Origin of the sequence: Rhizobium sp. NLR22b, from assembly GCF_019685295.1 — a bacterium.
Taxonomy (GTDB): Bacteria; Pseudomonadota; Alphaproteobacteria; order Rhizobiales; family Rhizobiaceae; genus Rhizobium.
Map to the genome: position 1 here is coordinate 200,342 of NZ_JABDWM010000012.1, position 21,654 is coordinate 221,995.

The 21,654-nt window shown below is 60.4% G+C and carries 22 protein-coding genes, 2 pseudogenes and 2 riboswitches; of the genes and pseudogenes, 12 read left to right on the forward strand and 12 right to left on the reverse strand.

The genetic code is table 11. From position 1 onward, the window contains the following. The first annotated feature begins 5 nt into the window (after nt 1–5). From sufD to sufA, 4 genes are all read left to right on the forward strand, one after another. Nucleotides 6–1,280, forward strand: a complete 1,275-nt coding sequence (gene sufD, locus HJC00_RS20375; RefSeq protein ID WP_210631186.1) for a Fe-S cluster assembly protein SufD — start codon at nt 6–8, stop codon at nt 1,278–1,280. Between the two features lie 13 nt (nt 1,281–1,293). Next, nucleotides 1,294–2,535 (forward strand): cysteine desulfurase, encoded by a 1,242-nt coding sequence (locus HJC00_RS20380; protein ID WP_221164535.1) that lies wholly within the window; start codon nt 1,294–1,296, stop codon nt 2,533–2,535. Nucleotides 2,536–2,547: 12 nt separating this feature from the next. Then, complete coding sequence (locus HJC00_RS20385) at nt 2,548–2,928, forward strand: SUF system Fe-S cluster assembly protein (RefSeq protein ID WP_210631188.1); 381 nt, start codon at nt 2,548–2,550, stop codon at nt 2,926–2,928. A gap of 113 nt (nt 2,929–3,041) precedes the next feature. Beyond that, complete coding sequence (gene sufA / locus HJC00_RS20390) at nt 3,042–3,434, forward strand: Fe-S cluster assembly scaffold SufA (RefSeq protein ID WP_210631189.1); 393 nt, start codon at nt 3,042–3,044, stop codon at nt 3,432–3,434. 677 nt (nt 3,435–4,111) lie between these two features. Here the strand turns inward: sufA and HJC00_RS20395 are convergent. The 5 genes from HJC00_RS20395 to HJC00_RS20415 all read right to left on the reverse strand — a co-directional run bounded on the left by HJC00_RS20395 (nt 4,112) and on the right by HJC00_RS20415 (nt 7,635). Further along, complete coding sequence (locus HJC00_RS20395; RefSeq protein WP_210631190.1) at nt 4,112–4,417, reverse strand: flagellar basal body rod protein FlgC; 306 nt, start codon at nt 4,415–4,417, stop codon at nt 4,112–4,114. Nucleotides 4,418–4,609: 192 nt separating this feature from the next. Then, nucleotides 4,610–5,401 (reverse strand): amino acid ABC transporter ATP-binding protein, encoded by a 792-nt coding sequence (locus HJC00_RS20400; protein ID WP_210631191.1) that lies wholly within the window; start codon nt 5,399–5,401, stop codon nt 4,610–4,612. After that, on the reverse strand, nt 5,398–6,066 hold the full coding sequence (locus HJC00_RS20405; RefSeq protein WP_210631192.1) for an amino acid ABC transporter permease: 669 nt from the start codon (nt 6,064–6,066) through the stop codon (nt 5,398–5,400). The genes HJC00_RS20400 and HJC00_RS20405 overlap by 4 nt, the downstream gene beginning before the upstream one ends. Then, the gene (locus tag HJC00_RS20410; protein ID WP_210631193.1) at nt 6,063–6,704 is read right to left on the reverse strand and encodes an amino acid ABC transporter permease; all 642 of its coding nucleotides are present in this window, start codon (nt 6,702–6,704) and stop codon (nt 6,063–6,065) included. Before HJC00_RS20410 ends, HJC00_RS20405 begins: the two co-directional genes overlap by 4 nt. Before the next feature lie 97 nt (nt 6,705–6,801). Continuing rightward, on the reverse strand, nt 6,802–7,635 hold the full coding sequence (locus tag HJC00_RS20415; RefSeq protein WP_405047675.1) for a transporter substrate-binding domain-containing protein: 834 nt from the start codon (nt 7,633–7,635) through the stop codon (nt 6,802–6,804). Between the two features lie 223 nt (nt 7,636–7,858). On the opposite strand from HJC00_RS20415, the gene hutC reads away from it, so the two are divergent. The 4 genes from hutC (at nt 7,859) to HJC00_RS20435 (ending at nt 11,531) form a co-directional block, all read left to right on the forward strand. Beyond that, complete coding sequence (gene hutC, locus HJC00_RS20420; RefSeq protein WP_221164540.1) at nt 7,859–8,566, forward strand: histidine utilization repressor; 708 nt, start codon at nt 7,859–7,861, stop codon at nt 8,564–8,566. Nucleotides 8,567–8,595: 29 nt separating this feature from the next. Then, on the forward strand, nt 8,596–9,525 hold the full coding sequence (locus HJC00_RS20425; RefSeq protein ID WP_221147770.1) for a LysR substrate-binding domain-containing protein: 930 nt from the start codon (nt 8,596–8,598) through the stop codon (nt 9,523–9,525). Between the two features lie 114 nt (nt 9,526–9,639). Next, nucleotides 9,640–10,995 (forward strand): LLM class flavin-dependent oxidoreductase, encoded by a 1,356-nt coding sequence (locus HJC00_RS20430; RefSeq protein ID WP_210631196.1) that lies wholly within the window; start codon nt 9,640–9,642, stop codon nt 10,993–10,995. Next, a complete protein-coding gene (locus HJC00_RS20435; RefSeq protein ID WP_210631197.1) occupies nt 10,992–11,531 on the forward strand; it encodes a flavin reductase family protein in 540 nt (179 codons plus the stop codon). The genes HJC00_RS20430 and HJC00_RS20435 overlap by 4 nt, the downstream gene beginning before the upstream one ends. On the opposite strand, the gene HJC00_RS20440 is transcribed toward HJC00_RS20435, so the two are convergent. Beyond that, nucleotides 11,508–12,671, reverse strand: coding sequence for an aminotransferase (locus tag HJC00_RS20440; protein ID WP_210631198.1), 1,164 nt, complete (start codon nt 12,669–12,671; stop codon nt 11,508–11,510). The two genes, HJC00_RS20435 and HJC00_RS20440, sit on opposite strands and share 24 nt — an antisense overlap. 96 nt (nt 12,672–12,767) lie before the next feature. On the opposite strand from HJC00_RS20440, the pseudogene HJC00_RS20445 reads away from it, so the two are divergent. Continuing rightward, nucleotides 12,768–13,079, forward strand: a pseudogene (locus HJC00_RS20445) (arginase family protein); the annotation flags it as partial. Here HJC00_RS20445 and HJC00_RS32705 read toward each other — a convergent pair. From HJC00_RS32705 to gcvT, 5 genes and pseudogenes are all read right to left on the reverse strand, one after another. Continuing rightward, nucleotides 13,015–13,239 (reverse strand): annotated as a pseudogene (locus HJC00_RS32705) (hypothetical protein); the annotation flags it as partial. The pseudogenes HJC00_RS20445 and HJC00_RS32705 overlap by 65 nt on opposite strands. Beyond that, on the reverse strand, nt 13,238–14,278 hold the full coding sequence (locus HJC00_RS20450; RefSeq protein ID WP_210631199.1) for a GH25 family lysozyme: 1,041 nt from the start codon (nt 14,276–14,278) through the stop codon (nt 13,238–13,240). The gene HJC00_RS20450 and the pseudogene HJC00_RS32705, both read right to left, overlap by 2 nt. A gap of 209 nt (nt 14,279–14,487) precedes the next feature. After that, entirely contained in the window at nt 14,488–17,352 is a 2,865-nt protein-coding gene (gene gcvP, locus HJC00_RS20455; protein ID WP_221123370.1) for an aminomethyl-transferring glycine dehydrogenase, read from the reverse strand. Next, on the reverse strand, nt 17,352–17,714 hold the full coding sequence (gene gcvH, locus HJC00_RS20460; RefSeq protein ID WP_210631201.1) for a glycine cleavage system protein GcvH: 363 nt from the start codon (nt 17,712–17,714) through the stop codon (nt 17,352–17,354). The genes gcvP and gcvH overlap by 1 nt, the downstream gene beginning before the upstream one ends. A gap of 27 nt (nt 17,715–17,741) precedes the next feature. Further along, on the reverse strand, nt 17,742–18,878 hold the full coding sequence (gcvT, locus tag HJC00_RS20465; RefSeq protein ID WP_221164536.1) for a glycine cleavage system aminomethyltransferase GcvT: 1,137 nt from the start codon (nt 18,876–18,878) through the stop codon (nt 17,742–17,744). Nucleotides 18,879–18,953: 75 nt separating this feature from the next. After that, nucleotides 18,954–19,034: riboswitch (glycine riboswitch) on the reverse strand. After that, nucleotides 19,035–19,127: riboswitch (glycine riboswitch) on the reverse strand. 158 nt (nt 19,128–19,285) lie between these two features. On the opposite strand from gcvT, the gene HJC00_RS20470 reads away from it, so the two are divergent. Continuing rightward, on the forward strand, nt 19,286–19,666 hold the full coding sequence (locus tag HJC00_RS20470) for a hypothetical protein (RefSeq protein WP_221123368.1): 381 nt from the start codon (nt 19,286–19,288) through the stop codon (nt 19,664–19,666). A gap of 72 nt (nt 19,667–19,738) precedes the next feature. Further along, nucleotides 19,739–20,806: a copper chaperone PCu(A)C gene (locus HJC00_RS20475; protein ID WP_221164537.1), complete on the forward strand. Its 1,068-nt coding sequence runs from the start codon at nt 19,739–19,741 to the stop codon at nt 20,804–20,806. 62 nt (nt 20,807–20,868) lie between these two features. Here the strand turns inward: HJC00_RS20475 and HJC00_RS20480 are convergent, their stop codons facing one another. Further along, nucleotides 20,869–21,135, reverse strand: coding sequence for a hypothetical protein (locus HJC00_RS20480; RefSeq protein WP_210631205.1), 267 nt, complete (start codon nt 21,133–21,135; stop codon nt 20,869–20,871). A gap of 119 nt (nt 21,136–21,254) precedes the next feature. Here HJC00_RS20480 and crcB point away from each other — a divergent pair, with 119 nt between their 5' ends. Beyond that, nucleotides 21,255–21,632: a fluoride efflux transporter CrcB gene (gene crcB / locus HJC00_RS20485; RefSeq protein ID WP_210631206.1), complete on the forward strand. Its 378-nt coding sequence runs from the start codon at nt 21,255–21,257 to the stop codon at nt 21,630–21,632. Nucleotides 21,633–21,654 lie beyond the last annotated feature (22 nt).

Genomic DNA, 21,654 nt, shown 5'->3' on the forward strand with positions numbered 1-21,654 from the left:
CGTCCATGAACATGCAGACGACGAGCCGCCAGACCGCGGCCGAAACGGCGCTGATCGAGGCCTTCAATCAGCAGATCGGCGACCTACCCGGCAATGGTGCAGTGACGGCGCTGCGTGACCGGCTTCTCGATGATCTGAAGAAGGCCGGCCTGCCGACGCGCCGCATCGAAGCCTGGCACTATACCGACCTCAAGAATCTGCTGCGTGCCGTACCGGCGCAAGTGGGTGATGCGGGCTCCAACGCGCTTGAGCCGGTCGTTGCCGGTTCCTCGGTGCTGGCGGTCATTCAGGGCCATGCCAATCAGAAGGCGGCCGTCGACGGTCTTGGCCTGTCGGCCTATTCCGAACGGCTGATCGACGGTTCCGCCGTCGAAAGGCTCGATGCGTTGGGCAGCGACGATGCGGTCGGGCGGATCAACGGCAGCTTCGTGCGCGACGGCTATGTGGTCGACGTGCCTGATGAAACCGAACTTGAAAATCCGCTGGAAATCCAGTTCATCCATGCCGGCGGGCAGACGCATACGCGTCTTCCGGTTTCCTTCGGCGCCGGCGTCAAGGGAACTGTCATCGAGCGTCACCGTGCGGTGACGGGCGATGCCGCCTTCGTGTCCCATATCAGTGACATCACAGTCAGCGAGGGCACGGAGCTGACCTGGATCATCCTGCAGCAGCAGGGTCCCGACGATACTCATCTTGGCCAGATCCGCATCGATCTCGGCGCCGACGCCAAGCTCCGGCTGTTCGTCATCAATGCGGGCGGCAAGCTGGTGCGCCAGGAACTGAATATCAAGGTGACGGGCGAGGGCGCCGATCTGACGCTGCGCGGCATCAACCTGCTCGGGGCCGATAGCCATACCGATGTGACGATGGTGCTCGGCCACGACGTCCCGCATACCGGTTCGACCGAAGTGATTCGCAACGTCGTCTTCGACCGCGCCAAGGGTGTCTTCCAGGGCATGATCCGGGTTGCGCCCGATGCGCAGAAGACCGACGCCAAGATGGCCTGCAACACGCTCTTGATGTCCGACGACGCCGAGTTTTCGGTCAAGCCGGAGCTCGAGATCTTCGCCGACGACGTGCAATGCGGCCATGGCGCGACGGTCACCGATATCGATGCCAATCATCTCTATTACATGATGGCGCGCGGCATTCCGGAGAACAAAGCGCGGGCGATGCTCGTCAACGCCTTCGTCGCCGAGATCGTCGAGGAACTGGAAGACGAGGCCCTGGTCGAGGCGCTGGAAAGCGTGATTTCGGCCTGGCTCGAAAAGCACGCCTGATCGGATGAATGCCATGGACAAGATAGTGCCAGCCACTGAGTACGACGTCGAAGCCATCCGCCGGGATTTCCCGATCCTGGCGGAGAAGGTGCACGGCAAGTCGCTGGTTTATCTCGACAATGGCGCTTCGGCACAGAAGCCGCGGTCGGTGATCGACGCCATCTCGCATGCCTATGCGCATGAATATGCCAATGTGCATCGCGGCCTGCACTATCTCTCCAATGTCGCGACGGATGCCTATGAGGCAGCGCGCGAGAAGGTTCGTCGCTTCCTCAACGCGCCCTCGGTCAACGACATCGTCTTCACTAAAAATTCGACCGAAGCGATCAATACTGTCGCCTATGGCTGGGGCATGCCGAAGATCGGCGAAGGCGACGAGATCGTCCTGACGATCATGGAGCACCATTCCAACATCGTGCCCTGGCACTTCATCCGCGAGCGCCAGGGCGCGAAGCTGGTCTGGGTTCCGGTCGATGACGAAGGCGCCTTCCATATCGAGGATTTCGAGAAAAGCCTGACGGAGCGCACCAAGCTCGTCGCCATTACCCATATGTCGAATGCGCTCGGCACGATCGTTCCGGTCAAGGAAATCTGCCGGATCGCGCATGAACGCGGCATCCCGGTGGTGATCGACGGCAGTCAGGGTGCCGTGCACCTGCCGGTCGACGTGCAGGATATCGATTGCGACTGGTATGTCATGACTGGCCACAAGCTCTACGGCCCGTCAGGTATCGGCGTGCTTTACGGCAAGAAGGAGCGGCTCTCGCAGATGCGCCCCTTCCAGGGCGGCGGCGAGATGATCTTCGAAGTCGCCGAGGACGCGGTCACCTACAACGATCCGCCGCATCGCTTCGAAGCCGGCACGCCGCCGATCGTCCAGGCGATCGGGCTCGGTTATGCGCTCGACTATATGGAGAAGGTCGGGCGCGAGGCAATCGCCCGCCATGAGGCCGATCTTGCGGCTTACGCAGCCGAGCGCCTCAGATCGGTCAATTCGCTGCGGATGTTCGGGACGGCGCCCGGCAAGGGGAGCATCTTCTCCTTCGAGCTTGCCGGCATCCATGCCCATGACGTCTCGATGGTGATCGACCGGCAGGGCATTGCAGTGCGGGCCGGCACGCATTGCGCCATGCCGCTCTTGAAACGCTTCGGCGTCACCTCCACATGCCGAGCATCGTTCGGCATGTACAATACCCGCGCCGAGGTCGATGCGCTGGCCGATGCGCTTGATTATGCGCGCAAGTTCTTTGCCTGAGGAGTGTCCGTGATGAGCCTGGACGAAAGCGAACAGAAGATCGACGTGCGCGAAGGCATCGTGCATTCCAGCATCCCGGCCGATGAACTGGCGCGGCTCAGTGATGACGTCATCGCCGCGCTGAAAACCGTCTACGACCCGGAAATCCCTGCCGACATTTTCGAACTCGGCCTGATCTACAAGATCGACATCGAGGACGACCGGATGGTCAAGATCATGATGACCCTGACCGCTCCCGGCTGCCCGGTCGCCGGCGAGATGCCGGGCTGGGTGGAGAATGCCGTCGGCGCCGTCGAAGGTGTGTCGGGCGTCGAGGTCGAAATGACCTTTGATCCGCCGTGGACGCCGGACCGCATGTCCGAGGAGGCGCAGGTCGCCGTCGGCTGGTACTGAGCAGGAGATGGTACCGGCGCAGTACCATAGTATTGATCCGTTTACCTCGCGCGATTACATTTGATTCATGAAGCACCGGATCTTGACCCCGGTTGTGGAAGGAGATTGAGCCGATGGGCTTTGCAGTGATGAGCATGACGGACGGGGCTGCGGCCCGCGTCAAGGCGATCGTCGAAAACTCCGGCCCGGAGGCGAAGGGCGTTCGCGTTGGCATCAAGAAGGGCGGCTGCGCCGGGATGGAATATACCATCGACCTGGTGACCGAGCCGAATGCCAAGGACGATCTGATCGAGCGCGACGGCGCCAAGGTCTGGATCGAGCCCTCAGCCGTGCTCTATCTTCTCGGCACCGAGATGGGCTTCGAGCAGACGACCCTGCGCTCCGGCTTCACCTTCACCAATCCGAACCAGACGTCGGCCTGCGGCTGCGGCGAATCCGTCGAGCTGAAACCTGCCGATCTTGCGGCTCTCGCCGCACAGCGCCAGAGCGAGCCGGCGCATTCGTGATACCGTTCAGGCTGTTGGGAAATTTCCTTAGCATCTGTTCAAGAAAGCGGATGCTGGTCAAACCCTTATTATCACGGGCTTGATCAGTGGCTTGGATGAAGGTGAGGCTTGTTGCTGAAAAGCGTTCGAATTCTTGCCGGACGTAGATTTATACCAAACCATGCCAAAGTGCGCTCGACGATTCACCGTTTGGGGCCCCACCTAAAGGCCGATTTGATTGAATTTAATGAGACGCCATATGGCAGAAAATCAAATCAATGATCCGTACTGCTCTCAAACTTGCTAAGATCCTTGGTGCGTTGACTGTGTTAGCCACAGGATTGCTCTCTGGCTGCGCCAGAATGCCACCAGTATTTTCGGACGATGGCGCGACAATTTCATTCAAGGGTGAAAAGTTTAAGTACCATGCTCCCGGTCAAGCGGAAGTGTCTTGCAGATTTGTTGATCGGCGAAAATCGGCAGTTTGTGACAATGGCTTAACCTCCGAGTTGGTAGTGGCTGGGCTTCCCTTCCACGGCGTCGTATTAGTTGAATTCGATGGGCGGCGGTTTAGGCCCGCAGAAAGTCCCTAAACGACGCCGCGGTTCGAAAGCTGATGATCGCAATTACGCTACCCCTTAGAACAGCGGCCACTCTCGGACGGCCGTTAGGCGATTGCTGATCGAGTGCCGGTGTGTTCAGTCGCGCTTGATGCTCATCAGCATTTCCCACATGTCGGCGCCGGTCTCGAAGACAGCGGCGTTCGCCTTGTAGCTCTGCTCGGCTTCGATCAGGTCCGTGAGTTCCGTGGCCGGATCGACATCGGATGCTGTCGGGCTGACGATGGCCTGAACGCCGCCTGATCCGACAGAGGTGAGGCTGGTGTTCAGCCTGTTATAACCAGGGGTGCTGCTGTTTGCGATGTTGCTGGCGATCGCGCCGATCCGTGTCGTCTGTGCCTGCATGCCCGAAAGAGCAGTGTTTGCGATACCCGATATGCTCATCAACCGTTTCCCCGGAACTGGATAGTCGTCTTTTACTCGCAAGGCTTTAGGGAATGCTGAAGGCGCTGCGTTAGCAAAGATCTATCGGCGCGTGGTCATGCCATCATATTTGCTCCGAAACGGCACGGCGCCATACGCGTGATCGACACTTGCGTGAGGCTTTGCCCGCTCCCGGATACGGAAAGAGGGGCATCACAGCAGCATCGAGGCTCCGCGATCGATGTAGGTATCAAGAAACTGTTCGAGGCGGGGATTTCGCGGTCGCTTGAAAACCTCTTGCGGCGGACCGGTGAACAGCACCTTGCCGTGATCGAGAAAGATGATCTGCTGGCCGACCGTTGCGGCAAACCCGATCTCGTGGGAAACGACGACCATTGTCATGCCTTCGGCGGCGAGATCGCGCATGACGTTCAGCACTTCGCCGGTCAGTTCGGGATCGAGTGATGAGGTTGGCTCGTCAAAGAGCATGATCTTCGGGTTGAGAGCCAGGGCCCGCGCGATAGCAACACGCTGCTGCTGTCCTCCCGAAAGTTGCGACGGATAGTGGTTTGCCCGACCCTCGAGACCGACTTTGGCGAGCTGGGCCATTGCCCGCTCCTCCGCGTCCTTGCGGTTCATCTTGTGAACCGTCTTCAGCGCCTCGCTGACGTTGCCGAGCGCCGTCATGTGCGGCCAGAGATTGAATTGCTGAAAAACCATGCCGATCTGGGCACGAATCCGCCGATTTGCGGCGGCCGGCAATCGCTCCCTTACGCCCTTCGCATTTTCCGCAAAGCCGAGCACCTCGCCATTGACGGCAATGGTGCCCTTTGTCGATTCTTCCAGAAACGCCATGCAGCGCAGCAGCGTGCTCTTGCCGGATCCTGATGGACCGATCACGCAGGAAACCTGTCCCTGGGCGATATCAAGATCGATACCGTTCAGCACGGTGGAATCGCCAAACGTCTTGACTAGATTTTTGACTGCGATCGCGGGAACGCTCATATGTTGAAAAACCTGAATCTGGTGAGTTTCGTTTCGGCGAGACGACCGAGCCAGCCGGTGATTTCGACCAGCGCCCAGTAGAAGAGGGCGAGGACAAAAAGCGCTTCGACAAAAGCATATTGCTGCGATCCGATGGCGCTCAGTGTTGCCGTCAGTTCCGGCACGGTGATGATCGACAACACGGCCGTCTCCTTCATGAGGATGATCGTCATGTTGAGCGAAGGCGGCAGCACCAGCATGGTCATCTCAGGCAGCAATATGCGCCTGACGATCTGCGTGTGTGTCAGCCCAACGCATAGACCCGCCTCGATATGCCCCTTCGGGACGGCGGCAAAGCCCGAGCGGAATATCTCGCTGAAATAGGCCGCGCCGTAGATGGACAGGCCGACGACGCCTGCTGGGATCGGATTGAGCGACAATCCAACGAAGGGGCCGCCGTAGTAGACGAGGAATATCTGAATGAGGAAGGGCGTGCCGCGCAGCACTGCGATGACAATCCCGAACGCCCTGTCGAAGAGCACCCCGCCAAAACGCCGCGCGACAGCGACAAGGAAACCCAGAACGGCAGCGGCAAGAGCGGCGACGATCCAGATAACGATTGTCACGAAGGCACCGCTGGCGATCTCCGGCAAATGGCTGAAAATCACATTGATATCGAACGTCATCGCGGTGCTCCCGGCAGGGAGCGCTCGATCAGACCGCCGGCAAGCGCTACGATCCAATTGATGGCGAGGTAGATCAGACCGGCGGAAGCGAAGATTTCGAGCGGCAGAAAGGTGCTGCCGGCAAGGTCCTGGGCCATGCGCGTCAGCTCAACGATCCCGACAACGGAGACCAGCGAAGAAGCCTTCAAAATAAGGATCGCTTCGTTGACGAGCGCCGGAAAGGTCAGCCGCAGAGCGATTGGCGCCTTGATCCGGCGGAAAATCTGCATGGGCGTGAGACCGACCATCTCGGCGGACTCGACAAGGCCCGAGGGGACGCTGGCAAAACCGCCGCGCAGATTTTCAGCCTGATAGGCAGCCGTGCACAGCGAAAGGCCAACGACGGCCGCAACGATACTCGGCACGTTGATGCCGATCACCGGCAGAAGGTTGTAGATCAGCAACAGCTGCACCAGCAGCGGTACGCCGCGAAAGAAGCTGATGAAAACCTGCCCCAGCAGCATGAAAAGCCGTTGCCGCGAAAGGAGCATGGCGGAAACAATGATCGAGATCGCAAAGCCGATCAGAATCGAAACCACGCTGATCGTGACCGTGTAGATCGAAGCTTGCAGAAGAAGTTCGAAAAGTTTGGTGGACATGGGCGGTACTTGCCTGCGTGCTGCGGCCGTGACGTCTGTTCGCACGGCAAATTGCGCCCCGACCGATGGCGGGGCGCGAGCATTTCACCGGCAATGATTAGAATGCCGGATCCTTGACAGCGTCCGGTGTGTCGAAAGACGCACCGAACCACTTCTTTTGCAGCTCTGCCATACGCCCGTCTGCCTTGATCTTGAGCATCGCGGCATCGACCGCGTCCATCAGCGGGGCGTGATCGGCGTCCTTGAGACCGATGAAGCCGAAATAGGACTTCTTTCCGAAAGGCGGCAGGACAACTTCGAAAGTGCCCTTTCGCTGGCTCGCGACAAAGGCGATGTTCGGGAGCGAATTGGCAACGCCGGCAATACGGCCGGCTGCGAGATCGGCGTAGGTCTCCGTGAAGGCAGGATATTCGCGCACATCGACTTTGGTCGGCAGCGTGTCGGAGAATTCCTTCAGCTGGTCGAGCTGGGCAGTTGCCTTGCCGACACCAATCGTCTTGCCGGCAATGTCTTCCGGCTTGCTGATCGTCGTGTCGCCGGCCTTCTTAAGGATGGCAATCGTCGCTTCGGCGATCGGCGGCGTGAAGCGATAGCGCTCCATGCGCTTCTTGGTGATCGTTGCAGGACCTGCGACGATATCGAACTTGCCAGCCTCAAGCGCGGGGAAGACGCCGTCCCAGGGAAGTGCCACCCACTCGATCTTGACGCCAAGTTCCTTGCCGATCTCGGCAAAAAGGTCGACGTTCAGGCCCGTATGTTCACCGGCGTCGATATAGTCAAACGGTGCGAAAGCCGTTTCGGTGCCAACCTTGAGCGTGCCGGCTGCCTTGACGGCCGCCAGCGTATCGGCTGCGTGGGCGGAAAAGGCTGCTCCTAACAGGAACGCAGCGCCGACCAGACCCGTCAGCAGTGACTTTGCCTTCATGATCATCTCTCCAGTTTTATTCCTCCGACGGAGGAGTTTTGTTCCCGATTTTGATTTCAATGCGCGGATTTTTATGCTCCGCTTTTGACTATACAAATAGATATAGGCTGGCCTAGAGTGTCAATGTAAAAGTCAAGGAACGCAAAAATTGTGCCGGGTGGCGGCAATCTTTGCCGGCGTGACGCGACCGCTCCGGCACTTTGATAGTGACGCCCAACGAGGTGTGGACTTGGTGTCGATTTATCAGCGCATTTACATGGATATCGAGGCGAAGATCATTAGCGGCAATTGGCGGCCCGGCCACCGTATTCCCATAGAACATGAACTGGTCGCGGAATATCAATGCTCGCGCATGACCGTCAGCAAGGCACTGTCGGCTCTGGTCGAGCGCGGCATGATCGTCAGAAGGCGCAAGACCGGTTCGTTTGTTGCGTCGCCCCAGATCGACCGCACGGTAATGGATATTCAGGATATCAGCACCGAAGCGGAACTGGCCGGGCACGAACACCGCTTCGAGCTTCTCACCCGTAAAGTCGAACGCCTTGGAGAAACGGACGCACAACAGCTGTCGGAAGCTCCCGATGCGGAGATACTCAGGCTTCAATGCCTGCATATCGTGGACGGCAGACCCAATGCCATCGAACGGCGGATCATCATGCTCGACGCCGTCCCACGTGCGCGCGACGAGAGCTTCGCCTCGATCCCGCCCGGCAAATGGCTGCTTGCAGAAGTTCCCTGGTCCAAGGCCAAACACGTCATCCGCGCCGTCTCGGCCGATACGGCGACGGCGCGAATGCTGGAGATAAAAAGAGGCCAGGCGTGCCTTAGCCTAATCCGGCAGACCTGGCAGAACGGCCGGACGGTGACATATGTTGAGATTACCCATCCAGGCGACCGGTTCCAGTTCGCAGGGACGTTTCATCCGATGGCAAATTGAGTTGGCGCACACCACGGGAGGTTCTGCAAGTGATCGATGAGCGCTTCAAGACGATCCCGCTCAAGGGTCTGCAAGCCTTCGAGGCGGTGGGGCGTTGCGGCGGCGTGACGGCTGCGGCACTGGAGCTCAAGGTCTCGCCGGGGGCAATCAGCCAGCAAATTCACAAGATCGAAAGTTTTCTTGGAGTTTCGCTGCTGGAGCGGAGCGGGCGAACCGTTGAGCTGACCGCCTGGGGCCGGCTTTATCATCAGGAGATTTCGAAGGGATTTGAGCAATTTGCGTTCGCTCAGCAGTTATTGGAAAGGGCACGCAACGAGACGCCGCTGGTCCTTAGCGCACTTTCTTCCGTCGTCAACAAATGGATCGGCAGGCGAATCTTCGACTGGCAGGCCCTACACCCCGATGTTCAAGTGAGAATTATTGGACGGGACAAGGAGCCCAGGATTGGTTTCGACGATGTCGATTTCCGCGTAAGCTACGGGTCGGACGTCCTGCAGCACGACCATTATACTGAACTGTTTCGCGATTGGGTCGTGCCTGTCTGCTCGCCGTCGCTAATGCAGGATCGCGCGCACGCGGCCCGAGATCTCTTCGAGCAGCCGCTTCTGCATGTCGAGTGGGAAAGGCACTTCACGCCTTACCCAAGCTGGGCGGAGTTTGCGGCCATGGCCGGTATACCGTTCGACGCGTCGACGCCCGGCCTCTCCTTTACCCTGTCGAGCAGCGCGATCGATGCAGCCGTCAACAAGCGTGGCGTCGTCCTCGCGCAGATGTCGATGATATCAGATGAGCTCGAGGCGCAGACGCTCGTCACTCCCGTCGATATGCGGATTCCGCTGCGCGAAAGCTACTTTCTCGCCTGGGACCGCGCGGCACTGCAAAAGCCGCGCGGCCGCGAATTCCGCGACTGGCTCGTCGCCATTTCCCGTCAGCAAGCTTTGGTGTCAGCCCCCAAGTGAACGTTTAGAAAATCTAAAACGGACCTTAGCGCCGCGATGTTGATGAAAATTTGCGCCTGGTGATAATTTGCGCGGCCACCTTCAATCGGCAGCATGCATAAGGGGGAGAGCTCGATGGCGCGAACTGACAAGATGAAACTTGGGACCTTCGTCTACACTTTCGGCTTTCATCCAGCCTCGTGGCTGCATCCGGCCAGCGATGTCGGCGGCGCCAATGACTTCGCCCATCTGCTCGATGTCGCCAAACGATCCGAGGCGGCCAAGTTCGATTTCATGTTCATGGCGGATTCTCCGGCTGCCGCCGTCGGTGATCCGAATGCGCTTGCCCGTATTCCGACCAAGATGAATCGCTTCGAACCCCTCTCACTGCTATCAGCATTGGCGGTCACGACCAGCAATCTCGGTCTCGTTGCGACGGTGTCGACAAGTTATTACGAGCCATACAATGTCGCCCGCCTGTTCGCCTCGATCGACCATCTGAGCAACGGGCGCGTCTGCTGGAATGTTGTCACCTCCGACCATGACGAAACCGGCTACAACTTCAATCGCGAGGGACTTGATCCGCACGCGCTACGCTATGAGCGCGGCAACGAATTCGTCGATGTCGTTTTCGGCCTTTGGGACAGCTTCGAGGAAGGTGCTCTGCTTCTCGACCGCGAAAACGGTGTCTATTATGACAAGGACAAGCACCACACCCTCAATCACAAAGGCAAGCATTTCCAGGTCCGCGGACCCCTCAACATTGCGCGAACGCCCCAGGGCCGTCCCGTCATCGCCCAGGCCGGCGGTTCAGAACCCGGAATGGACATGGCGGCGCGCACTGCCGAGATCGTCTTCAGCCTCGCGTCGAATATCGAGCGGAACAGGGCCTTCTACGAAAACGTCAAGAGCCGGATGCCGGCCTATGGGCGCGATGCCGACGACCTGAAGATCATGCCGGGCATCGTTCTCAACGTCGGTGAAACGGTAGCCGAGGCGAAGGCGAAGGTCGACTATCTGATCGACAAGATGCATCCTGATGTCGGCCGGTTAATGCTTTCCGAATTCCTGGAAGCGGACTTGCGCGACGTGCCGCTCGATAAGCCCTTCCCCATGGATCGGCTTCCGGCGGCGCCGAAGGGTTCACGCGCCTTGTTCGACGAACTGGTCGGTTTCGTCAGGAGCGGCCATACCGTCGGCGAGCTCATCCGGCACTATGCCGAGAAGCATACCGGAAATGGCATTACAGGTACGCCCACCCAGATCGCCGACTTTATGGAGGAATGGTTCGAGACGCGGGCCGCCGATGGCTTTATCCTGATGTTCCCGACTCTGCCGTCCAGCCTCGAGGATTTCGTGGGGCTCGTCCTGCCCGAGCTTCGCCGCCGCGGTCTGTTCCGCGAGGAATATGAGGGAAGGACCTTGCGCGAAAACCTCGGTCTTTCAATGCCGGCAAACCGTTTTGCCAAAACGCAGACGCCGGCCCGATGAGTGCAGCGGCTTTGATCAGCGAAGCAGATTTCAAGCTTTCGATGCGTCATCTGGCGGGTGCGGTCAGTGTGATCACGGTCGGCGACGGACAAGACCACACCGGCTTCACCGCAACCTCGGTCTCTTCATTGTCGGCGGAGGTGCCCTCCGTCATCGTCAGTGTCAACCGCGCATCTTCCTCGTGGCCGGTATTGCAACGGTACGGCTGTTTCTGTGTCAACGTGCTCGCGGCCGACCAGCAGCAGGTGGCGCAATCCTTTGCAGGTTTCGACGGACGCAAGGGCGTGGAACGCTTCGGTAATGCGGGATGGTATCGCCTCACGACTGGCGCGCCCGTTCTCGAAAACGCTCTTACCGTGCTGGACTGCAAGCTCGAAACGGAATTCCACCATCATTCCCATGCGATTCTGATCGGGCATATTTGCGCCATCCAAGTCCGACAAGGCATAGGGCCGCTCATCTATTGGCGCGGCGGCTATCGTGAACTTCCGGCGGAGGTCGATTGCCACGTTCTAGCGGAGCCGCTCCGACAATAGCCCTATCGAGGCAACATCCGCATTGGCAAAGGCAAGTCTGAGGTAATGCTCTTGTCTCTCGCCGAAATAGGCGCCGGGCAAACAGACGATGCCCGATTCCCTGGCGAGTCTTTCGGCGATCTCTGAAGATGATCGATCGGCGAAAGGGTGACGGACGAAGGCGAAATATGCGCCGATCGCTCCTATTTCCCAATCATGCAAGCTGGAAAAGACCAGCTTTAACGCATCCGCCCGGCGCGCGATTTCCAGCCGGTTGCCGGCCCGCCAATCGGCAAGCGCGGGGATAGCCGATGCAACGGCGATCTGAGCCGAGCGCGGTGCGCAGATCTGCATATTGTCCATCACCTTGGCGATCTCGGCGACGAGCTTGGGTCCTGCCGTGATGGCACCCAGCCTGTGGCCGGGGATGCAAAAGGATTTCGAAAAACTGTAAAGAAGGACGACCGTGTCCTCCCAACCCGGCTCGGACAGGAGTGAGTGCGGCCGGCCGTAATCCTCGCCCAGGAAATCGCGATAGGTTTCATCAAGGATCAGCCAGGTGCCATACTTCCGGCAAAGAACTAAAAGCTCGTGCAGCAGGCTTGGCGGATATACCGCTCCGGTCGGATTGTTGGGTGAGACGACTGCCAGCACCTTGGCGCCGGCCGCAAGTGCTGCTTCGGTCGAACTCGGGTTAGGCAGAAAACCGCTGGCAGGATCGCACTCAACCAATCGACGTCCGATTCCCAGCATCGACAGCGTCGTATCGTGATTGAAATAGAAGGGATTGGTGAGAGCCACCGTATCGCCCGCGCCAGCAAGGGCGATCGCCGCGCACATGAACGCCTGATTGCAGCCGGCGGTGATGTGGATATTGCCTTCGGAAAGGTCGGCGCCGTAAAGCGCGGCGAGATGTGCTGCATAGGCCTTGCGTAACAGGGGCTCGCCTTCGATTGGACCGTAGCCTGTCATCGCCTGTTGTCCGGCCGCCTCGGCAAGCCGGCGAAGCATCTCCGGATGGGCGGGATAGCCGGGTACGGCTTGCGATAGATCGATGAGCGGCCCCTTGTTGCCTTTATATTCGCGGCTCCAGGCAATGACGGAAGGAATGGGCGGGGCAGAGAGTCGGGAAACACGTAAATTGGGTTTTGCAGCGATCATGTCGATTTCTCATTGATAGCAATTGCTACAACGATACCAATTACCTTCTCAATCCCTTTGTCGCCTGAGACGGGACCGAAGCGAAGACATATGCTCATGGTGTGGGACAAAAACCGACTCGAACAGATGCGCGCAGATTTCGCGGACGCCAATGGTGGTGAGATATTCGATGAGAGGTTTCGGAAAGTGGCGGAGAAGATCATCTCCAAGAACGGCACGAGACTGGCGCCATATGCCGGCGTACCGACATTCCTCAGCGCACCCTATATGCAGGTCGCAGACGATGAGCCGGACTTCGGCAATCTCCAGGTTGCGATCACCGGGATACCCATGGATCTCGGCGTCACCAACCGCCCGGGCCCCCGTTTCGGACCGAGAGCGCTTCGCGCCATAGAAAGGATCGGCCCCTAATGAACTGGTGCGTATTGATTTTGAGGATTGAGGGGTCTTTTGTCCAGGCATCGCAGATTGCCTGGTAGGGCGTTCGCCACCGCAAAGCCTTGAGGTGCTTGGCACAGTAATAGGCTGTGACGAAGGCAAGGACATGGGCTTTCAGGCTGTCGAGATTAACGTGACACCACCCAGTTGTGCCAATCGCTTTCACTGCCGTTGAAGACGTTGAGGTCGATCTTGCCGTCGACGCCGTCGGAGAGGCCGGAGCCGGAATATTGCCAGAACAGCCATTTGCGGCCGGGATAGACCTTGGACGGGTGAGCGGCGACCGAGCGCAGCCAGAAGGGATAATCGAGCATCTGACCTTTCAGATTGTCGCGATAGAAATCCGGCGCCGTGTAGATGATCGGGCGCTGGCCGTAATGACGCTCGAGCTTGTCCATGAAGACCTGCATCTTTTCTCGAACCCGAGCCGGGGAGATGCGGCGCTTGCAGCTCGACTCACCGTTCCACTCGACGTCGATGACGGGCGGAAGCGCGTTGGCTTCCTTAGGAACGTTGCGGATGAACCAGTCGGCCTGTTCGCCGGCTGTCCGGCACCAGTAGAAGAAGTGATAGGCGCCGTGTTTCAGGCCTGCTTCCTTGGCCCGGCGCCAGTTCTTTCTGAACATCGGATCGAGGTGATCGCCGCCGTCGGTCGCCTTGATGTAGACGAAATTCGCGCCTTGCTGCCGCAGAGTGTCCCAATCGATCTCGCCTTGCCAGCGCGAGACGTCGACGCCATGCACGGCGAGCTTTCGGGGTGAGGTCGAGCCGAAGTTGATCGGTTTGGCGTCGCGGAATCGGTGGCTATAAATTCGCGAGCGCGTCGGTGATTTCGGGCCGGCATCCGGATCAATCCCCGGATTGGCAGGCATCAACATCGCAACCGGCCGTTCCGTCGGCATCGGCATGCCGACCGGTCTCTCCGTCGGCACCAGCGCCTGAGGTTCCGGAACCGGTCCGGTCCAGCTCAATGCTTCCTGCGGCGGGCTTGCCTGCGGGGCGGCGTCGCCAACGGCAGCGGCCGGTATCGGGCCGCTCGGCTTCGTGATGGCGTTGGTAGTTTCCTTCGACGGCACAGGGGTGAGTACATCTTCGGCGCCGGAACTTGTAGAGCATCCCGACAGGATCACGGCGGCGAGGAGAATTGCTGATACAGCCGATGGACGCATAAGAACCTGCACGCAAAACCAAGATCGATGGCGACGTTTCCGGTAGGGAAAACCGCCCATTTGAAATTGCTAACAGACACTTGCTAAGAAAGGTTAAATTTGAATCCAATGCCTTGAAAAGGGGCCGGGTTCAGTCCGCCGTTCGCCGCCTGTGCAATGCCGGCGTGCAAGCCCTCCCGAACGGCACGGGAGGGCTTGTGCAATTGCTGTTATTCCGCCGCCTCTGCGTAACTTTCCACCGGCGGGCAGGTGCAGATCAGGTTGCGGTCGCCATAGACATTGTCGACTCGGTTGACCGGCGACCAGTATTTGTCGACGCGGAAGGCGCCGGGCGGAAAGCAGGCCTGTTCCCGGCTGTAGGGACGATCCCATTCGCCGACAAGGTCTTCCACCGTGTGCGGGGCGTTCTTCAGCGGGTTGTCGGCCTTGTCCATGCGGCCTTCCTCGATGGCCCGGGCTTCCTCGCGGATCGCCAGCATCGCCTCGCAGAAGCGGTCGAGTTCGGCCTTGGTCTCGCTTTCCGTCGGCTCGATCATTAGCGTGCCTGATACAGGCCAGCTCATCGTCGGCGCATGGAAGCCGCAGTCGATCAGGCGCTTTGCGACGTCATCGACGGTGACGCCGGCGCTGTCGACCAGCGGGCGCGTGTCGATGATGCATTCATGCGCGACGCGGCCGGTCTTCGATTTGTAGAGCACGTCATAAGCGCCCTTCAGCCGGGCAGCGATATAGTTTGCGTTGAGGATCGCCACCTTGGTCGCCTGCGTCAGGCCTTCGCCGCCCATCATCAGGCAGTAGCTCCAGGAGATCGGCAGGATCGACGCGGAGCCGAAAGCGGCTGCTGAAACCGCGCCCGGACGACCGTCGGTTTCAGGGTGGCCCGGCAGGTGGGGCGCCAGATGTGCCTTGACGCCGATCGGGCCCATGCCGGGGCCTCCGCCGCCATGCGGGATGCAGAAGGTCTTGTGCAGGTTGAGGTGGGAGACGTCGGAGCCGATGTCACCGGGGCGGGACAGGCCGACCATGGCGTTCATGTTGGCGCCGTCGAGATAGACCTGGCCGCCGTGCTGATGCACCAGTTCGCAGATTTGCTTGACCGTCTCCTCGAACACGCCGTGCGTCGAGGGATAGGTGATCATGCAGCAGGAGAGATTGGCCGCATGCTCCTCGGCTTTGGCGCGGAAATCCTCCATGTCGATGTCGCCGTTTTCGCGCACCTTGATGACGACAACCTTCATGCCGGCCATCTGCGCCGAGGCAGGGTTGGTGCCGTGCGCCGAGGTCGGGATCAGGCAGACGTCGCGATGGCCTTCGCCGTTGGCGATGTGGTAGTTGCGGATGGTCAGCAGGCCGGCATATTCGCCTTGCGCGCCGGAATTCGGCTGCATGGAAAAGGCGTCGTAGCCCGTGACGGCGCAGAGCTTTTCCGTGAGATCATCAAGCATTTCGCGATAGCCGAGCGCCTGGTCTGCCGGCACGAAGGGATGGATGTCGGAAAATTCCGGCCAGGTGATCGGCAACATTTCCGCGGTGGCATTGAGTTTCATCGTGCAGGAGCCGAGCGGGATCATGGCGCGGTCGAGCGCAAGGTCACGGTCGGAGAGCCGGCGGATGTAACGCGTCATCTCGCTTTCGGCCCGGTTCATGTGGAAGATCGGGTGGGTGAGATAATCACTGGTCCTGAGCAGGTCCTTCGGCAGGCGGTAGGATGGCTCGAAATCAGCAATGGCAAAATTGCCGCCGAAGGCGCGCCAGACTGCTTCGAGCGTCGCGGGGCGCGTGCGCTCGTCGAGGCTGATGCCGATTCCGGTTTCGCCGACCTTGCGCAGATTGACGCCCTCGGCGACGGCGGCGCGCAGGATCAGGCCTTGCATGTGGCCGACATCGACGGTGACCGTATCGAAGAAGCTTTCGGGCTCGACCTTGTAGCCGAGTTTCTCCAGGCCCTTGGCCATCAGCACGGCCTTCTGGTGCACCTGCTGGGCGATTGCCTTGATGCCCTTCGGGCCGTGGAAGACGGCATACATCGACGCCATGACGGCAAGCAGCACCTGGGCGGTGCAGATGTTGGAGGTCGCCTTCTCGCGGCGGATATGCTGTTCGCGGGTCTGCAGCGACAGGCGATAGGCGCGGTTGCCGCGGGAATCGACGGACACGCCGACGAGGCGGCCGGGCATGGAGCGCTTGATGGCATCCTTGACCGCCATATAGGCCGCATGCGGACCGCCGTAGCCGACGGGAACGCCGAAGCGCTGCGAGGAGCCGATGGCGATATCGGCGCCCATTTCGCCAGGTGATTTCAGCAGCGTCAGCGCCAGAATGTCGGCTGCGACCACGGCGATTGCGCCGGTCTGGTGCAGGCGGGAGATCAGGCCGGTGAAGTCATGCACGTGACCATGCGTGCCAGGATACTGGAAGATCGCGCCGAAGACATCGACCGGATCGAGATCGGTGAAGGGATTGCCGACGATGACGCTCCAGCCCAGCGGCTCGGCGCGGGTACGGATGAGGGCGATGGTCTGCGGATGGCAGTCGGCATCGACGAAGAAGGCCTTCGCCTTCGACTTGGAGACGCGCTCGGCCATCGCCATGCCTTCGGCGGCGGCGGTCGCCTCGTCGAGCAGCGAGGCGTTGGCGACGTCGAGGCCGGTCAGGTCACAAATCATTGTCTGGTAGTTCAGCAGCGCTTCGAGGCGGCCCTGGCTGATCTCCGGCTGGTAAGGCGTATAGGCCGTATACCAGGCAGGATTTTCCAGGATGTTGCGCTGGATGACCGGCGGCGTGATCGTCCCGTAGTAACCCTGGCCGATCAGCGAAACGAGCACCTTATTCTTGTTGGCGGTCTCGCGCAGCTTGTCGAGCGCCTCGCGCTCGGTCATCGGCGCCCCCCAGACGAGCGGCGCCTTCTGGCGGATGGCGGGTGGTAGCGTCGCATCGATCAAGCCGTCGAGGCTGCTATAGCCGATCACCTTCAGCATCTCGGTCATCTCCGTCGGCGAGGGGCCGATATGCCGGCGATTGGCGAAATCGTAGGGCTGATAGTCGGTGAACTGGAATTCGGTCGGCGTCGTCATTACGCGGTGAGCTCCCTGTAGGCGGCCTCGTCGAGCAGGCCGTCGGCATCGGCTGGGTTCTTGAGCTTGAGCTTGAAGAACCACCCGGCGCCTTGAGGATCGGAGTTGATGAGCGAGGGATCGGCGACGATTGCCTCGTTGACCGCGGTGATCTCACCGTCGAGCGGACAATAGACTTCGGAGGCCGCCTTGACGGATTCGACGGTTGCCGCATCGTCGTTCTTCGCAAAGCTCTTGCCGACTTCCGGCAGTTCGACGAAGACGAGATCGCCGAGCTGTTCGACGGCATAGGTGGTGATGCCGACGGTTGCGACATCGCCGTCGAGCTCGAGCCATTCATGTTCAGCGGTAAATTTCAGCATGGAAAAATCCTTTCGGAAAACAGGGTTTCAGCGTTTGTAGGTCGGCGTGACGAAGGGCAGGGCGGAGACAGTGACGGGCAGGAACTTGCCGCGCACCTCGGCATAGACCTGGGTGCCCACCGCAGCATGGGAGATCGGCAGATAGCCCATGGCGACGGGACCTTCGACGCTGGGGCCGAAGCCGCCCGATGTGACTTCGCCGATTTCGGTCTTGCCCTCGGCATCGGCGTAAAGCTTGGCATGGCCGCGCACCGGCGCCTTGCCCTCCGGCTTCAGGCCGACACGACGGCGGGCCGCGCCGTTTTCGAGTTCGGAGAGGATGCGGCCGGAGCCCGGAAAGCCGCCGGCGCGTGCGCCGCCGGCCCGCCGCGCCTTCTGCATCGCCCATTCGAGCGCTGCCTCGACCGGCGAGGTGGTGGTGTCGATGTCGTTGCCATAAAGGCAGAGGCCGGCTTCCAGACGCAGGGAGTCACGGGCGCCGAGGCCGATCGCCTGGACGTCCGGATGTTCGAGCAACCGCATGGCGACATCTTCGGCCTTGTCAGCCGGGACGGAGATTTCGAAGCCGTCCTCGCCGCTATAGCCGGAACGCGAGACAAGGCAGGAAACGTCGTGCAGGCGGCAGTGGCGCACATCCATGAATTTCATCGCCGCGACGTCGGCCCAGAGTTCGGCGAGAACCTCGACCGCGCGCGGTCCCTGCAGCGCGATCAGCGCGCGATCCAAAAGGGTGATATCGCACTGGTCGCCGATATGGGCCTGCAGATGGGCGAGATCGGCCTCCTTGCAGGCGGCGTTGACGACGACGAAAAGGAGGTCGTCGAGATGGGTGATCATCAGATCGTCGAGAATGCCGCCGGTATCGTCGGTGAAGAAGCCATAGCGCTGGCGGCCTGCCGGGAGCCCGAGAATATCGACAGGCACAAGGCTTTCGAGCGCCAGCGCCGCATCCTCATAGCTGCCCGACTTCGCCTTCACGATGACCTGGCCCATGTGGGAGACGTCGAAGAGGCCAGCCTCGGCGCGGGTATGAAGATGTTCCTTCATGACGCCGGCGGGATATTGCACCGGCATGTCGTAACCCGCAAACGGCACCATGCGGGCGCCGAGCGAAAGATGCAGGGCATGCAGCGGGGTTTTCTTGAGGGCAGCAGTATCGTCCAAACGACGCCTCCGGGGTTTGCGCCTTTTGCTGAGGCGCGGGCTCAAATCTGAAGGCGCGGCTGCGCGCTTCTCTCCTGAGCCCCCTCTGTCCCTTTGCCTGAGATTGTTATCCCTTCGGCGAGCGTTTCGAGAACGCTTCTCTCCAGAGTTCCGTCTGCCCCCTTGCTGGTCCTTTGGCCTGAGAGTTTCCGGGGCGGTTGCTCCTTCGGCACCGGTGGCACAAGCACCGGATTCTCCCAACAGGGTTGGCCGCAATTATCCGGCGGGCGCAGCACTTGGCAAGGCCAAATGTCGTGACCTGACAAATTTTTGTCGCCATACTCACGGCAGGGCGCGATCTGCGGCAAATCTGCTTTTGCATTCGGCCGTGAAAACGGCTATCGCGACTTGCTGTTGAAGGGGATTTCATGCGGCGGACAGGACTGAAAGCGATGCTCTTCCTGCGCATGTTTTGCGCCTTGGGCCTGCTTTTGCTCGGATTCGCCCATCAGGCCCCGCAGGCTGCCGCTTCAGATGGTTATGATGCCGCGGCCTACATGCTGCCGGATGGCAGCTTTGCGTCGCTCTGCGTCACAGTGAAGGAGGCGGGAGGCAAGACTGTCGGCTTCAAGCCGAATTGCGAAGCCTGCCGGCTGTCTGCGTCGGTGATCCTGCCGATGCCGGATGCGGGTTCGTGGCTCGCGCGCAAGCTCGCCTCGCTCGTCAATGCCCCGATGGAGGCCGCGGCCGTTGCCGGCGTCAGCGCCGTCAGCCGGGCAAATTCGCGTGCGCCTCCTTCCCTCATCTGATCTGCCTCCGCAACCTAAGACGCAGAATGCCGGTTCGCCCAAAGAAGATAGCGACCGGCGAGGAGATATCCGATGAAAACAATCAAGACTTTCGCGCTTTCCGCGCTTCTTTCCGCTACCGCCTTCGCCGGCGCCGAGGCGCATGTCAGCTTCCTCGACCGCGAGGTGCCGCTGGACACCACGATTCTCGCCACGCTGCAGGTGCCGCATGGCTGTGATGGCAAGGCGACCACGGAAGTGCGGGTGAAACTGCCGGAAGGTTTCGTCTTCGCCAAGCCGCAGCCAAAGGCCGGTTGGGAGCTCGAAGTGATCAAGGGCGACTACCAGAAGACCTACGACAATCACGGCGACAAGGTGAAGACGGGCGCTATCGAGATCCGCTGGAAGAATGGCAATCTTTCTGATGATTTCTACGATGCTTTCGTCATCCAGGGGAAGGTTTCGGGCGTCGAGGCCGGCAGCTCGCTTGCCTTTCCGGTGACGCAGCTCTGCGGCGATGCGGTCACGGTCTGGGATCAGGTGGCAATGGCTGGCGGCGATGCGCATGAGCTAAAAAGCCCGGCGCCGCTGCTGAAGATCGTTGCCGGTGAAGATCATGGCCACGACCATGACGACATGGCTGGGATGAGCATGCCCGGCATGGACGCGACCGGCAAAGCCGGCATGGACGCGACCGGCAAAGCCGGCATGGACACGACCGGCAAAGCCGGCATGGACATGTCCGCTATGGCGGCTGGGGCCCCGGCCGGGGAAACGGTCAAGGCTGGCGACCTCGAAATCTCCGGCGGCTTCGCCAAGGCGATGCTGCCAGGCCAGCCGGTCGGCGGCGGCTTCTTCACGGTGAAGAATAACGGCCAGACGGACGATCGACTGGTGTCGGTAAGCTCGCCGGCAGCCGGTGAGGTTCAGATTCACGAGATGGTGACGAAGGACAATGTCATGCGGATGCGCCAGCTGAAGGATGGCATCGCCGTTACTGCAGGCCAGACCGTGAAGCTTGAGCCCGGCAACCTGCATCTGATGTTCCAGAAGGTGAAGACGCCGTTCAAGCAGGGCGATACGGTGCCGGTGACGCTGAGCTTCGAGAAAGCCGGCAAGATTGACTTGGTGCTGCAGGTACTTTCGGCGCAAGGCAAGTGAGCACAGGCTGGTTAAGACAGAAAAGCCCGCGACGCGGGCTTTTCGCTGGAGAGGCGGTTGCCTCAGACGTCTTCGTAGGACTGCAGCGCCTGCTTGAGGCCGGCCTGCGGCTGACGATTGCCCCTCTCCATCAGGTCGAGTGCCACTTCGGTCGACTGGATGATACTGGCGGGATCGTCGACTCCTTCGGTGCCTTCGGCCTTTAACTGCCGGTCAGCGAGCCGGCGCGAGTCGCGGGCGGCGGTGCTCGTGGCGACGCGCTGCGGTATTCTCAGCGTTTCCAGGGCAATGGCGGCGGTGCTTGCCGAAATGGACAGGAGCTGGGTCATGCCGGCACAGTATCGACAGGACCTTGGCGCCGGCATAAGAAAGTTGTTAGCATTTTACTGAATTTAAAGAATTTATTCCGTCACGATCGGCTGCGTTCTCAAACTCGGATATTCCGCCCATGATCCAGGCTCTCCTCGTCGCCGTCGGTGGCGCCATCGGTTCCGTCCTCAGATATTTTGTCGGTCAATGGGCGCTGAGGCTCCTGGGGCCGGCCTTTCCCTGGGGCACTCTCGCGGTCAATGTCGTCGGCTGCTTCGTCATTGGTGTCTTTGCCGAACTGGTCGCGCGGAAGTTCAACGCATCGGTGGAACTGCGCCTGCTGTTGATCACCGGTTTTCTCGGCGGCTTCACCACCTTCTCGGCCTTCTCGCTCGATGCCATCTCGCTCTTCGAGCGCGGCGAGGCTGTCGCCGGCGGCCTCTACATAGCAGCCAGCGTCGGCCTTTCGATGGCGGCAGTGTTCGCGGGCCTCGCCATCATGCGCGCTTTGGTCTGATTCCGGTTTCCGTTTTGCATGA